Annotated in this window: 14 protein-coding genes; 9 read left to right on the forward strand and 5 right to left on the reverse strand. The window is 40.6% G+C overall.

Annotation, left to right across the window (positions count from 1 at the left end; all coding sequences use genetic code 11):
• Nucleotides 1–6: 6 nt before the first annotated feature.
• A complete protein-coding gene (locus BLW54_RS13355; protein WP_074735169.1) occupies nucleotides 7–879 on the reverse strand; it encodes a cation diffusion facilitator family transporter in 873 nt (290 codons plus the stop codon).
• Between the two features lie 283 nt (nucleotides 880–1,162).
• Between BLW54_RS13355 and wrbA the strand changes: the two genes are divergently transcribed.
• The 4 genes from wrbA (at nucleotide 1,163) to BLW54_RS13380 (ending at nucleotide 5,539) form a co-directional block, all read left to right on the forward strand.
• Nucleotides 1,163–1,771, forward strand: a complete 609-nt coding sequence (gene wrbA, locus BLW54_RS13360; RefSeq protein WP_074735171.1) for an NAD(P)H:quinone oxidoreductase — start codon at nucleotides 1,163–1,165, stop codon at nucleotides 1,769–1,771.
• Nucleotides 1,772–2,191: 420 nt separating this feature from the next.
• Nucleotides 2,192–2,434, forward strand: coding sequence for an IDEAL domain-containing protein (locus BLW54_RS13365; protein ID WP_035510034.1), 243 nt, complete (start codon nucleotides 2,192–2,194; stop codon nucleotides 2,432–2,434).
• Between the two features lie 251 nt (nucleotides 2,435–2,685).
• Nucleotides 2,686–3,507 carry a M15 family metallopeptidase gene (locus BLW54_RS13370; RefSeq protein WP_231622407.1) on the forward strand — a complete coding sequence of 274 codons (822 nt, stop codon included), beginning with the start codon at nucleotides 2,686–2,688 and terminating at the stop codon, nucleotides 3,505–3,507.
• A 736-nt stretch (nucleotides 3,508–4,243) separates the two neighbouring features.
• The gene (locus BLW54_RS13380; RefSeq protein ID WP_074735173.1) at nucleotides 4,244–5,539 is read left to right on the forward strand and encodes an MFS transporter; all 1,296 of its coding nucleotides are present in this window, start codon (nucleotides 4,244–4,246) and stop codon (nucleotides 5,537–5,539) included.
• A gap of 4 nt (nucleotides 5,540–5,543) precedes the next feature.
• On the opposite strand, the gene BLW54_RS13385 is transcribed toward BLW54_RS13380, so the two are convergent.
• The gene (locus BLW54_RS13385) at nucleotides 5,544–6,458 is read right to left on the reverse strand and encodes a zinc dependent phospholipase C family protein (RefSeq protein ID WP_074735175.1); all 915 of its coding nucleotides are present in this window, start codon (nucleotides 6,456–6,458) and stop codon (nucleotides 5,544–5,546) included.
• A gap of 307 nt (nucleotides 6,459–6,765) precedes the next feature.
• Between BLW54_RS13385 and fumC the strand changes: the two genes are divergently transcribed.
• The 3 genes from fumC to BLW54_RS13405 all read left to right on the forward strand — a co-directional run bounded on the left by fumC (nucleotide 6,766) and on the right by BLW54_RS13405 (nucleotide 8,838).
• Nucleotides 6,766–8,157 (forward strand): class II fumarate hydratase, encoded by a 1,392-nt coding sequence (gene fumC, locus BLW54_RS13395; RefSeq protein ID WP_035510041.1) that lies wholly within the window; start codon nucleotides 6,766–6,768, stop codon nucleotides 8,155–8,157.
• A 126-nt stretch (nucleotides 8,158–8,283) separates the two neighbouring features.
• Nucleotides 8,284–8,490, forward strand: a complete 207-nt coding sequence (locus BLW54_RS13400; RefSeq protein WP_035510042.1) for an alpha/beta-type small acid-soluble spore protein — start codon at nucleotides 8,284–8,286, stop codon at nucleotides 8,488–8,490.
• Nucleotides 8,491–8,601: 111 nt separating this feature from the next.
• Nucleotides 8,602–8,838 carry a hypothetical protein gene (locus BLW54_RS13405; protein WP_035510044.1) on the forward strand — a complete coding sequence of 79 codons (237 nt, stop codon included), beginning with the start codon at nucleotides 8,602–8,604 and terminating at the stop codon, nucleotides 8,836–8,838.
• A 78-nt stretch (nucleotides 8,839–8,916) separates the two neighbouring features.
• On the opposite strand, the gene BLW54_RS13410 is transcribed toward BLW54_RS13405, so the two are convergent.
• Together BLW54_RS13410 and BLW54_RS13415 are read right to left on the reverse strand one after the other, a co-directional pair.
• Nucleotides 8,917–10,014 (reverse strand): ABC transporter ATP-binding protein, encoded by a 1,098-nt coding sequence (locus BLW54_RS13410; protein ID WP_035510045.1) that lies wholly within the window; start codon nucleotides 10,012–10,014, stop codon nucleotides 8,917–8,919.
• A gap of 127 nt (nucleotides 10,015–10,141) precedes the next feature.
• On the reverse strand, nucleotides 10,142–11,035 hold the full coding sequence (locus tag BLW54_RS13415; protein ID WP_074735179.1) for a PucR family transcriptional regulator: 894 nt from the start codon (nucleotides 11,033–11,035) through the stop codon (nucleotides 10,142–10,144).
• Nucleotides 11,036–11,185: 150 nt separating this feature from the next.
• On the opposite strand from BLW54_RS13415, the gene BLW54_RS13420 reads away from it, so the two are divergent.
• Nucleotides 11,186–11,380 carry a metal-sensitive transcriptional regulator gene (locus tag BLW54_RS13420; protein WP_244153516.1) on the forward strand — a complete coding sequence of 65 codons (195 nt, stop codon included), beginning with the start codon at nucleotides 11,186–11,188 and terminating at the stop codon, nucleotides 11,378–11,380.
• Between the two features lie 165 nt (nucleotides 11,381–11,545).
• Here BLW54_RS13420 and BLW54_RS20750 read toward each other — a convergent pair whose 3' ends face one another.
• Nucleotides 11,546–11,710, reverse strand: a complete 165-nt coding sequence (locus tag BLW54_RS20750) for a hypothetical protein (protein WP_167358818.1) — start codon at nucleotides 11,708–11,710, stop codon at nucleotides 11,546–11,548.
• 354 nt (nucleotides 11,711–12,064) lie between these two features.
• Between BLW54_RS20750 and BLW54_RS13425 the strand changes: the two genes are divergently transcribed.
• A complete protein-coding gene (locus BLW54_RS13425; protein ID WP_074735181.1) occupies nucleotides 12,065–13,201 on the forward strand; it encodes a DUF445 domain-containing protein in 1,137 nt (378 codons plus the stop codon).
• Nucleotides 13,202–13,205: the final 4 nt, after the last annotated feature.

A 13,205-nucleotide genomic window follows, 5' to 3' on the forward strand; every position in this document is an offset into this window, starting at 1 on the left:
AGGCTTTTACTCTTTTTTATAAGGTTCTATGTGGATATGGGCATATCCGATATTTTTTTCTTTTTCTAATCGCTCTTCTACTTCATCTGTAATGTTATGACCTTCCTGGACTGTAATATTGGGATTTACGTGAATAGTGGCTTCTACAAGGGTTTTATTTCCCTGCAATCTTGCTTTCACATCTTTCACTGCCCACACATCAGGATGGTCTGAAATAGATTTGCGAATATGCTCAATTTCACCTTCATCGTACCCATCTGTCAGGCTGTGGGTGGCATCAACAAAAATATCCCAGGCTGTTTTACAAATAATGAATCCTACCACCAATCCCGCTAAGGGATCGAGCCAAAAAAGACCGAACTGGGATCCGAATATTCCAATACTTGCTCCGATACTCACTAATGCGTCAGATCGATTATCTTGAGCTGCAGCATATAAGGCACCGCTGTCCACTTTTCTTGATAACTTTAAATTGTATCGATAGACACCATACATAATGAAGGCCGCTCCTAAAGCGGTCCAGGCTGTCAGCATTGCTGGTTCGCTCGCTCTTTGATAAATGATGTCCAGTACAGTACCGATGATGACCTCTATCCCAACGGTCATCATAATAAACGCTGCGATTAAAGAGGCGATGGTTTCAGCACGAAAGTGCCCATAATGGTGGTCTTCATCTGGAGGCTTTCTGGAAATTTTTAAACCAATCAGAACAGCAATGGAGGCAATAACGTCTGTCGTGTTATTCAATCCGTCTGCTCTTAAGGCCTCGGAGTTCCCTAGGGAGGCAATGATTAATTTAGTCGTTGCAAGGACGAGATACGCGATAATACTGACCCAGGCGCCACGCTCCCCCTTTTTTAAGTTGGCATACTCATTCATGATACGTACCTCCAGAAACATCGAATAAAAGCTTGATATAGCTTACCAAATGGAGCTTCTGTGAGTCTAGAGAAAAAAAGCTTTCCATGTTCATGTTAATTGGCTTTGTGCAACATAACCTCATTTAAACTATTATGGTGACTTTATGGTTCTTTTATAAAATGTCTTGAATTTAAGAATCTCTAGTTTGGATTTTATTTTGTCCGGGTATATATGGATGAATCCAACCGTTATTAGGCAAGTGTAAGCATGGATTCAAAAATGTCAAAAAGGAGAGATTCCTATGGCAAACGTAAAATTAGCCATCATTTATTACAGCTCCACGGGTACGAACTATAAAATGGCTCAGTGGGCAGAAGATGCAGCTAAACAAGAAGGAGCGGATGTCAAAGTCCTTCGTGTCCCTGAATTAGCCCCGATGGAAGCCATTGAACAAAATCCTGCCTGGAAGGAACATTATTCAGCTACAAAGGACATTGTTCCAGAAGCAAAGGTTGAGGATCTTGACTGGGCTGATGCAATTATCTTCAGTGTGCCAACACGTTTTGGCAATGTACCTGGCCAAGTGAAACAATTTATGGACCAGGCTGGTGGTCTTTGGTTTCAAGGAAAACTTGTGAACAAAGTAGTCAGTGCTATGACTTCCGCTCAAAACCCACACGGGGGACAGGAAGCGACATTATTGAATCTTTATACAACTATGTTCCACTGGGGGGCTATTATAGCTGCTCCTGGGTATACAGGTGATGCTATTTTCGCTTCTGGAGGAAATCCTTATGGTACAAGCGTAAGCGTAGATGGAGAAGGAAATATGAAGGAAGAAATTGAAGGCGGCGTACGCCATCAAGTGAAACGCACGTTGGATGTCGCAAGTAAATTTATTAAAGTATAGAAACTCGAGACGGAAAGAGGGTGAAGCCGTAAAGGTTCATCCTCTTTTTAATCGTTTAGGAAACTGAAATGTTTAGTTGGGAATTACTTTTTATGGTGTGTCACTTGGCGTTAGCCTTTGAGGTCCTAAGTGATGCCTTAAAAAGATTCTGTTTTAAAAATAAGCGGTCTTTCTCCTTAATTTGACATAGCTGAAGTTGAAAATCTGTTTTTTTTCGAGTGATGCATGTTTATGTTGGTATTCTTTTAGGATTTACTTCCTATTTTTGAAGAAAAAATAATTATAAATTCCTCTACCAATAGGGTTTATAAGGTTTAAAATTTTGAGAAGTGGGAAACATAATACTAAATATTCAGAAAACTTGTTGCGAAAATCTATTATATCCTGCATAATGAAAAAAAGCATGAAGGGGGTATTCTCATGAGAAAGCAAAAGATCGATTATGTTATCCGTCGTCACCCCAAGTATAAAGGCAAAGAGATTACGGCAAAGAGAGAATTGTCCTTTGGAATACAGTTAGCCTCACGTCTGCTTTTGGATCAATTAAGTTATCAATTTAATAAAGAACGCTTAGATAAGGAAATCAATCAGGCGATTGATAACGATGACCGTGAAGCATTTGAACGCTTGAGTTATCAATACCAACCCTTTACATGGGAATAGAATAAAACCGCTGCTGATGCAGCGGTTTTTTGTTTATCCTTGAACAGAAACTGATCCAATCCAAATTATAAAAGGAGACGGTGATATTTTTTAAAAAAATCCATTCGTTCCGGCTGAGGAATTTTCTGTAGAGAATACGCATGTGAATGAGTTAGACCATAGAAAAACATGGGCTTAAAACATGGGATATACAACTTCTTCCTGTGAATGTTATAGTAAGTGTAACATCAAAGACTAGGAAGGTAATAACATTGAAAATCATATGGGTCATTACATTATTAAGTGTAAGTTTGACAGCTTGTTCTATAGGTCAATTGAATTCCGATGAGGAAACAAATGAAGAGGTTCCTGCTTCTTCTACACAACAGGAGCAACCTGAAAAAACGAATGAAAATCAAGATTCTACTAAATCAGAAGATGATTCAAGTGAAAAAGGAAAGGGAAACCAGGCGGAAGATAAGGTGCTTGAGGATGGTATTGTAGAAGTAGGAGATCCGGCAAGCAATCAAGTGGTGGTTAACAAACATCGGAAGCTGCCTTCTGATTATGTTCCTGCTGATCTGACAGTTCCGGACGTACCGTTCTCATTTTCAGAAGACCATCCAAAAAAACAAATGAGAGAAGAAGCAGCCAGGGCATTGGAAGAACTTTTTGATGCTGCTAAAGAAGATGGGATTGATTTTGCCGCCGCTTCAGGATATCGTTCTTTTGACCGTCAAAAAGACATCTATGAAAGATATATAGAAATCTATGGAAAAGAGAAAACTGATACGTTTTCAGCACCGCCAGGCACAAGTGAACATCAGACTGGATTAGCGATGGATGTTACTTCTGCCCAGGTTGCCTTTAAGCTGGAACAGTCATTTGGTGAGACGGATGCAGGCGAATGGCTTGCTGACCATGCCCATGAGTATGGATTCATCATTAGATATAAAGAGGGTACTGAGGACATTACCGGTTATATGTATGAACCTTGGCACCTACGCTATGTGGGCAATGAAATCTCCAGTGATGTTCATTACCAAGCCGTTACGCTTGAAGAGTTCTTTGGGTTTCATCCGGCGTCTGAATAAATGAAAAAGCCATTTCTCCTTGGGAAGAGAAATGGCTTTTTTAATAACAGATCCCTATTCGATGATAAAGAAACTCGCCTTGTAAAAGCTCCTTGTAGGCAAAGGATGCGGTATCATCAACCGTAATCTTTTCCCACCTTCCGGCAACTGCTCGCGTTCGAAGCGAACACGTCCTCTTTGGATCCATCCGGAAAATACGTGGGACAGATTATGATCCAGTCTAGATTACTCTTTAGTAAAGTTTCATATACTTTTACATGTTCTTTAATTGCAAATGTTTTTTTCGCTTCGATTCTTTGGTCTCAAAACGGTATTCTCCCTCTTCGTATCTGCTGTTCAGGAGTCCTGCTGTTCCAATCGTAACCATCCTTTTCTCGTTCCGGTTGTAGTCATTGTTTTGATGATTAAATATATCCCTCTGAATAATGTGTCGGTTGTACCTAGTGCGCTTATGACTGAATCACAGCCTTCTACCGTTTTCTTTCACATCTTCTATTTTTACATCATCGATCACTAGTTCCGCTCCAGGAATCTTTTCTATGGCATCTTGCTTATCTCGGACCAGTGCTTTAACTTTACACTCGTCTTTCAAAAAAAGTTAAGCCTTTCGGCTCCTACTCTACCTGTTCCACCGAATACAGCTACTTGCATCATGCTTACCACCTCTTTTAAGTAAATGTTCCATCGTTATGGGGGCTTGTCTGTGTTCAAATGAATATAGTATGGAGGAATGATGATGAAAAAAAAGCCTGTTTGGAGCTGGATGCTTTATGACTTTGGAAATTCGGCATTTGCTACGACTATCATGGCAGCGGTTTTACCTGTATTCTATTATGATGTAGCGGCTAAAGGAGTTCAGGAATCCTTAGCGGCTAGTTATTGGGGATATTCCCAATCGCTTGCCGTTTTAGTCGTGGCCATTCTCGCCCCGATCCTTGGAGCCATTAGTGACTACTCAGCTGCCAAAAAACGTTTCCTCATGTTTTTTGCTTATATGGGCATGTTGGCAACCGTTTTGCTCGCTTTTGTTGGTGAGGGAGATTATATTTTTGCATCCGCGTTATTAATCATCGGTACAATTGGATTCTCAAGTGCAAACGTATTTTACGATGCCTTTCTACCTGAACTAGCCAATGAAAAGGAGATCGATCGTGTATCGGCAGCCGGCTTCACGTTAGGGTATGTCGGTGGTGGAATTCTTCTAGCGGTTAATTTGCTCATGATTTTGAAATACGAGTGGTTCGGATTGCCAAACACGCTGGCTGGAACGAAACTTGCATTTGTATCTGTGGGCGTTTGGTGGTTCGTTTTTTCACTGCCGCTAGTAAAAAATATGGTGGAAGAAAAGAAAAGTCAGCCCAAACGTGAACGTTCTTATGCGTCTATTGGTTTTCAAAGACTTGGTCGTACTTGGAAAGAGCTGAGACATTTCAAACAATTATTGATCTTTTTGCTAGCGTTCTGGCTGTATAATGATGGAATTTCTACAATTATTAAGATGGCAACGATTTATGGCAGGGATATTGGTATTGACAGTACTTCCTTAATTACTGCCTTACTTATCACACAGATTGTCGGTATCCCGTGTACATTCTTCTTTGGATGGTTAGCAGGCAAAATAACAGCCAAACGTGCCCTTATCTTTTCTTTGTTTATGTACCTAGCTATCGTAGTTCTTGGGTATTTTATGACATCTGCGCTCCACTTTTACCTGTTGGCGGTTTGTGTCGGATTTGTTCAAGGGGGATCTCAGTCATTAAGCCGTTCTATTTTTGGACGGATGGTTCCTGGGGACCGTCATGCAGAGTTTTTTGGCTTTTATGGGATTTCTTCCAAGTTTGCTGCCATTTTCGGACCCTTTGTTTTTGCATTGGTAGGTCAATTGACAGGATCAAGTCGCCTTGGAATACTATCTCTTGTCGTTTTCTTTGGTGCAGGCATTTTTCTTTTATATAGACTTGATATTGACAAAGGTATTGAGCAAGCGAATAATCATACAAAAGTGGAAGATCAGCCTATCGTTCGTAGTTAACCCGTTAAACGATAGGGCTGCTGTATTGATTCCTCAATGATGTTTCAAGGGGTTCACCTGTATCATAGGAGATATTAGCTACATCTTTTTGAATTTCGGATAATAGAGAAATGTCACTGCTTTCCCAATAGTCAAAGGTATTTTGGAACAGGGTCCGGCCTTCGTCTATTGCGAACTCATATAAATCAAGAAAGGATTCATTCCTCTTCTCAAACGTGGCTGGGTGATTCCACTCCAATCTATCCTCATTAAGAAAATCCCGATGTTCAACTATCGGCTGATGAGAAAAAGGAGAAACGAGAGAGTGAAACCAAACATTTTTCCATTTCCAGGGGTCATAAAGCACTCTTTGTGCTGCTTGCATGTGTAAGAACGAATGATAGATGTCTTTTGTTTTATATTTTTCATGGATAGTGGGAAAGTGCACACGGAGTAGTGATTCTAAAAGAGAGGTAATAGGGACGATTTCTTTGCCGATTTTGATTTCTTTATGAACAGGTGTTTTCCATGAATGTTGATTTCGTTCGCGCTTCAGAAGGATTGTATCAATGATTACTTCCAGTTCCTGATGTTTATGAGCTACATAACCTGCGTGGTAATGAATGTACGGATGGGTATGGCGGTCTAGGATATGATGACTTAGGAACCCTAAAATGTAGGCTTGCAGCGTGTTTTTTGCTGTTTTCCCCCGTTCAATCATATCTAAAAGGAAAGGCCCGCATTTTTCTGTATGCAGGATCCTCCCGATCTCTGGTACTTTCTTGTTTGGAAGAAAAGGCAGAAAGTTATGGTAAAAAAACGGGTCCGGCCCTTGGGCACCCATGTGTAAAACAGTAGAAGACGTTTTTAAGATATCCTCTCTGCCAAGATCTTCACAAAGCTGATCTGCGAAAAGGATATGGGTCCATGTGTTGGGCATGTTAGATCCTCCTATTAGCAAAGGGACGTGCTCCTCTAAACCTTTTATATTAGGGGGGTATGCAAAAAAAAGAGCCTTCCCAAGGCTCTTTTCACCACTTTATACCCACTTGAGAGATCAAGCAACGGGGGGACAATATGTACCCTTGCTTGATAAATTTATTATACATAAATATCTGAAAAATGTAAATAATCTGATTAATATCCAATGAGAAATTTGTCAAAAAGAGCTGGATTCTGGTGATTGTTCAAAAGATTCTTGATACAATGAAAAGGCATGCAATGACTTGAGCAAAGGGAGGATATTCATGGATTATCGCATGGAGAAAGATACCATAGGAGAAATTAAAGTACCGAGCGAAAAATTTTGGGGAGCTCAAACACAAAGGAGTAAGCAGAACTTCCCGATCGGTGATGAAAAAATGCCGAAGGAAGTAGTTAAAGGTTTTGCTATTTTGAAAAAGAGCGCAGCCAAAGCGAATGCCGCATTAGGTTTACTGGAAGAGGAAAAAGCGAAGGCTATCGCATATGCTGCGGATCAAATTATTGCTGGTGAACTTGAAGAACATTTTCCACTTGTAGTCTGGCAGACAGGAAGCGGTACACAATCCAATATGAACGTCAATGAAGTGATTGCCTATGTAGGTACACAATGGCTGAACGAGCAGGGCAGTGAAACACAGCTGCACCCGAATGATGATGTGAATAAATCACAAAGTTCGAATGATACTTATCCGACAGCCATGCATATTGCGTCTGTACAAAAAATGGAGGATGTTGTACTACCTGCTTTGACTCAATTCAAGCATACATTACAAGAAAAAATGGAAGCGTTTAACGACATTGTGAAAATTGGTCGTACGCATCTCCAGGATGCTACACCACTAACACTAGGACAAGAAATCAGTGGTTGGCACCGGATGCTGGAAAAAACAGAAAAAATGCTTATTGAAAGCACAGAATATGTAAAGGAACTGGCTATCGGCGGAACAGCTGTGGGTACAGGTCTTAATGCTCATGAAGATTTTTCAGAACAAGTGGTGGCCCAAATCAATGAGGCAACTGGAAAGGGATTTGTGTCCGCACCGAATAAATTTCATGCCCTTACCTCCCATGATGAGCTTGTTCACACACATGGGGCTTTAAAAGCACTAGCTGCTGATCTAATGAAAATTGCAAATGACGTTCGTTGGCTTGCCAGCGGGCCTCGTTGTGGCATTGGAGAAATTACGATCCCAGCGAATGAACCAGGAAGTTCAATCATGCCTGGTAAAGTTAATCCTACCCAAAGTGAAGCTGTAACTATGGTCGCAGCACAGGTAATGGGAAATGATGCAACGATTGGATTTGCTGCCAGTCAAGGAAATTTTGAACTAAATGTATTTAAACCGGTTATTGCTTATAATTTCTTGCAATCTGCTCAGCTCCTTGCAGACAGCATAATTTCATTTGATGAGCGTTGCGTGAGTGGGCTTGAGCCGAACCATGAACAAATTGAAAAATACTTACGCGATTCGCTTATGCTTGTAACTGCTCTTAACCCTCATATTGGTTATGAAAATGCTGCGAAAATTGCCAAAACAGCTTTCGAAAAAGATCAGACATTAAAAGAAACGGCTGTAGAACTTGGGATTCTAACGAGTGAACAGTTTGAGGAATATGTGGATCCGAAAGCAATGACAAAGCCAAACGCCAAATAATTTATCCTGTTGTTAGCCATGACCTCATCACCCTTAAAAATCACCAGTAATTACCACCTGTTTTTTTGACATAAAAAAAACAAGACCGACCCATACTACGATTACACAGGACAGGAGGTGAGACACATGGCTAACAACAACAGTTCAAATGAGTTGGTTGTACCTGGTGTACAACAAGCTCTAGACCAAATGAAGTATGAAATCGCACAAGAATTTGGTGTACAACTTGGCGCTGACTCTACATCCCGTGCTAACGGTTCTGTAGGTGGTGAAATCACTAAGCGTCTTGTCCAAATGGCTGAGCAACAGTTCGGCGGACAACAATTCAAATAAAATACTTGTGACGAAGGAGGAAGGGTGCGCCCTTCCTCTTTATTTTTAGAAGTATGACTATCATACATTCTAAAAAATGATCCAGTCGTTTTGAAAGAAGTGGAGAGAGCTATGCAGGAGTGCGGTGTATGTAATGGATGGGCACCTTCTGAAAGAACTTGTCCGAAGTGTGAAGGGGTTATGAGAGACCAGGGACGTGTGACTGATTTTTTGGATGATTATAGCCCTTATCTGGATCAGAAATATACGGATTTAGTGGACGGGGACTTCGACTCGTCTTTAAATGAGGAATGTGTCCATCTATTTATTTGTGAGGATTGTGGTTTGAATGATATTCAGGCCACATAAAAAAACGCAGCTTTTATGCTGCGTTTTTTTTTTGGGAAATGATGAAATAATTTAATCGTAAACCCTTGTGCTTAAGTTCTAGCGAATGCGAAGCTCTGTATCTTTATCGAAGAAGTGAACTTTGTTCATATCAATCGCAAGGGTAATTTGATCTCCCCCATTAATATCGGATCGGGAGTCTACACGTGCAATAAATTCCTGGTCATTCAGCTTAGAGTATAGGTAAGATTCAGAGCCCATTAGCTCAGCCACTTCTATGTCTGCTGTAATTTTTTTGTCTTGATTGGCGTCTATAAAGACAGGCTCATCATGCATATCTTCTGGTCTCACTCCAAGGATGATATCTTTACCTACATAGTTCTGTTCACGAAGAGGTTTCATTTTACCTTCTGGCACAGCAATTTTAATATCTCCGAGTTCTACATATCCATCCGTAAGTTTACCGTTCAGGAAGTTCATGGCTGGAGATCCGATAAAGCCGCCAACAAAAACATTTTCTGGTTTGTCATAAACTTCTTTTGGAGCCCCTACTTGCTGAATGATCCCGTCTTTCATAACGACAAGTCGTGTAGCCATTGTCATCGCTTCTGTCTGGTCGTGGGTGACATAAATGGTTGTTGTTTGCAATCGTTGGTGTAGTTTCTGGATTTCCGCCCGCATCTGTACACGCAATTTAGCATCAAGGTTAGAGAGGGGTTCATCCATCAAGAACACTTTAGCATCTCGGACAATGGCACGGCCAAGGGCCACACGCTGTCTTTGACCTCCTGACAATGCTTTCGGTTTACGGTCAAGTAAAGCTTCAAGGCCAAGAATTTGAGCCGCATTGTTTACCCGTTCTTCAATTTCTTTCTTGTCCATTTTGCGTAGTTTAAGACCAAAAGCCATGTTATCATACACATTCATGTGCGGATACAAAGCATAGTTTTGGAAAACCATCGCAATATCACGGTCTTTTGGAGCTACATCATTCATGCGCTTTTCATCGATCATGAAATCGCCGCCAGTAATTTCTTCAAGACCAGCAATCATTCGAAGGGTTGTCGATTTACCACAACCGGACGGACCGACAAATACGATAAATTCTTTATCATTAATGTGTAAGTTAAAATCATCTACGGCTTTAACATTCTTATCATATACTTTATCAATATGGTTCAGCTTCAGTTCTGCCATTTTTAATAATCCCCCTATGTCATGAAATCGCTTTCTTTGTTGGTTATAGTGTAACGAAGTTTCTGAAAGCGGTAAATGGACAAAGTGCACAAACCTCCCTGTTGAGGTTTGTGCACTTTTTGTGAGGTCAGTAGTCCATGTGCAATAAGGCTAAAAAAGTTACAATTGCTCCATCAAATTGCTTTATATTTATACCCGTCTTGTCAATGAATTTGTCCACACGATATTGCAGGCTGTTTCTGTGCATATAAAGTTTTTTTGATGCTAGGGTTGTGTTGGATCCGGATTCGAGAAACACTCGGATCGTTTGGAGTAATTCTTTTTCGTCTTCAATTTCTTTGAAAACGGCCCTCCGAATATGTTCCCATTGTTCTTTTGGTAATGCCTCCAAGTACAAGAAAGGGATGATATCCTTATAAGTAAGGACTGAACCTAATTTATGCTTCTTGGCGATTTCCGCCCCATGTTCAGACCAAGTTAATATGGAAGAAGCTTGGTCCAAATCGGAAGAAAATTCACTAATGAAAAAATGGATTTTTGTATAAAAATCACTCATGAGTACCTCTGGGATCCCTTCAAATTCCAAGATTTCCTGATCGTCCGAAAAAATTTCCTCTACCATGAAACCTTCTCGGTCAGAAGTCCATAATAGTGGCACTTCCTGTGGGAATAATGATTGAAAAGCCTCTTTTATAATCTCTTTTTCAGGACCTAAGTCTTCAATTGAAAAAAGAATAAACCTGTAAGCTGATGGCCATTCTGCCGCTTGTCGCTTTTTTTTATTACGTAGAAGTTGAGTCCATTGCTTTTCCCTATCCGTCAACATAGCCTCTTCTGGAGTGACAGGCTTAAGAAAAATGGAGAGTAAGTCAGTTGTTTCTTGATTCATTTCTTCTTTATTAATACCAATGACATCTGTATTTTCGGTTTCAAACCATTGGTATTCCACATTTTCCTTTTGTTCAAGTTTGTTTGTAATTAGAGAGGGAAATAAACATTTTAGTTGGTTTTTGTCAGGCATGAATCTCTTCCTTTTTGGTTGGATATTTACTATTTATAGTAATACAATGGGTAAAATTCGCAAAGCTTTGATGGGGATAGAAGGTTGTACCAAGTAAAAGATAAAAGGAAGACGGATGGGAAACAACAAAACGTTTAAATAGAAGGACAAGTGCGATTCGTTCTTAAGATGATGGAAGAAGATAAAGACTGCAAAGATATCCGAATCCAACTGTTAGCCGTCGTTCGACAATGGAGCGTACGATTGGATATAGGATTTACAAAAATCAGAGTTTGCATCTGTGCTACTCATGAAGAAGGAGAATTGGCGGAAGACCTGATTAATGAGACTTACATTCGGAAATGATCCACTATTTAATGGTGAATCATTTTTTGTGGATCTTATCATTCAGCGCCTGCTTCTCGGTCTTAAGCCCAACCTCTCCGTGACCAAAAGCGTCACGGAGAGGTTGGGCTTAAGCTTGTCGAGAGTGAGTCAGGCGCTTACGCATTAGTTCTCCCGTCATTAATATTAATGGTTGTTTTCCTCTTCAGGTATCTCATGAGTTTCCCCTATTTGTTCATGACCACGTACTGGTTTGATCGTGCCCCCAGCCATGCCTTCATTAATCATTCTGTCGACATCTAATTCAAATTTTCCTTTCCCCTCTGGAGCTTTATGCTTCCTTTTAGCCATGTTGTGTCCACCTCCTTTTTTTCATTTTGCCCGTAAAATAGAAATCGATAAACGAACAGGGCATAACCTTGTCATGTGAATTGGCTTTTTACGGCCGATTAAATAATAAACTTTTCTTGCGGCCCTCTTTGACGAGATTTTTTTGAGGCTAGAAAATGATAAACATAGGAATCGGGGATTCCTTTTTTCGTAGAAAGCATCCAGCTCACCCATATCCCCCTCAACAATGCAGGAGGCTTAGCTAAAGCATAAGAGGGGTGGAGAAAGGTAGACGGTAGTTCGTTCTATTCGTGTTGGCACTCTCTAAAATTTTCGCTTATACTTGGTACACCATAATTAGAAAGAGGTTGTACCATGAATCCAATAATTCTTATTTTTCTAATGATTGGAATTGGCGCCCTTATAGGTGGGTTGACTAATTCATTAGCCATAAAAATGTTGTTCCGACCATATCGGGCCATTTATATAGGAAGGTTTCGTCTTCCGTTTACTCCAGGGTTAATCCCCAAACGACAAAAAGAACTGGCACAGCAATTGGGAAAGATGGTTGTAAATCATTTGCTGACACCTGAAGGGATTCGCCGTAAGCTGGCCCACCCAGCCTTCCAGGAACAAATGATATCTATGGCAAAAGATGAAGTTCATTCCTTGTTAAAAAAAGAAGAAACAGTGAAGGACGTCCTCGAGACCTTTCAAATGGAAGTGACAGCAACTACTATGAAACGCCATATAGCCGGGTGGGTAGAGGAACGTTATCGCATGATTATGGACGACTATCAGGATTATACCATTGAGGATCTCATGACTCAGGAAATGCTTGAAAAAGCAAATCGGGGTGTTGATCGTGCCGCTATCCATATTCAAGAGAGTATTGAAAATTACTTCCGTAGTTCTGAGGGGAAGGAAAAAGTAGCCTCTTTAATCGATCACTATTTAGACAATCAAGGATTTTTGGGTAATATGATTTCATCGTTTATGGGGGCTGAGGGACTTACGGAACGTATTTATCCACTTATCCTAAAATATATATCAGACCGTGAAATGGAGGAATGGCTCCAAACCATGCTTCATACCGAAAAGGATAAAGTGCTGCAAAAACGTGTCAAGTGGGTTGAAGCTCAATTAGGTCATGATAGGCTGGCGGCAAAGCTTGGTGATTTGGTTGCCAACGCATTACCTGTTGAAAAGTGGATGTCGAAGACAGTGGGAGAATGGACCCGCCCGTATCAAGAGAACATTCTTGAACACTTTGTACCGAGAGCTGTCCATCAGCTTAGTGACCTCTTATCATCGAAGGTAGAAAGTATGATGGCGAACATGCGACTGTCCGAAATTGTTCAGGAGGAAGTGGAAGCCTTCCAAGTCGAACGACTGGAAGATATGGTGTTAGGTATTTCCAGACGTGAATTCAAAATGATTACCTATCTCGGAGCCTTGCTCGGTGGTATGATCGGCTTACTGCAAGCAATTATTGTGCTATTTTTCGGATAATAGT

It is taken from the genome of Halobacillus karajensis, assembly GCF_900108515.1.
In the GTDB taxonomy this organism is placed as follows: Bacteria; Bacillota; Bacilli; order Bacillales; family Halobacillaceae; genus Halobacillus; species Halobacillus karajensis.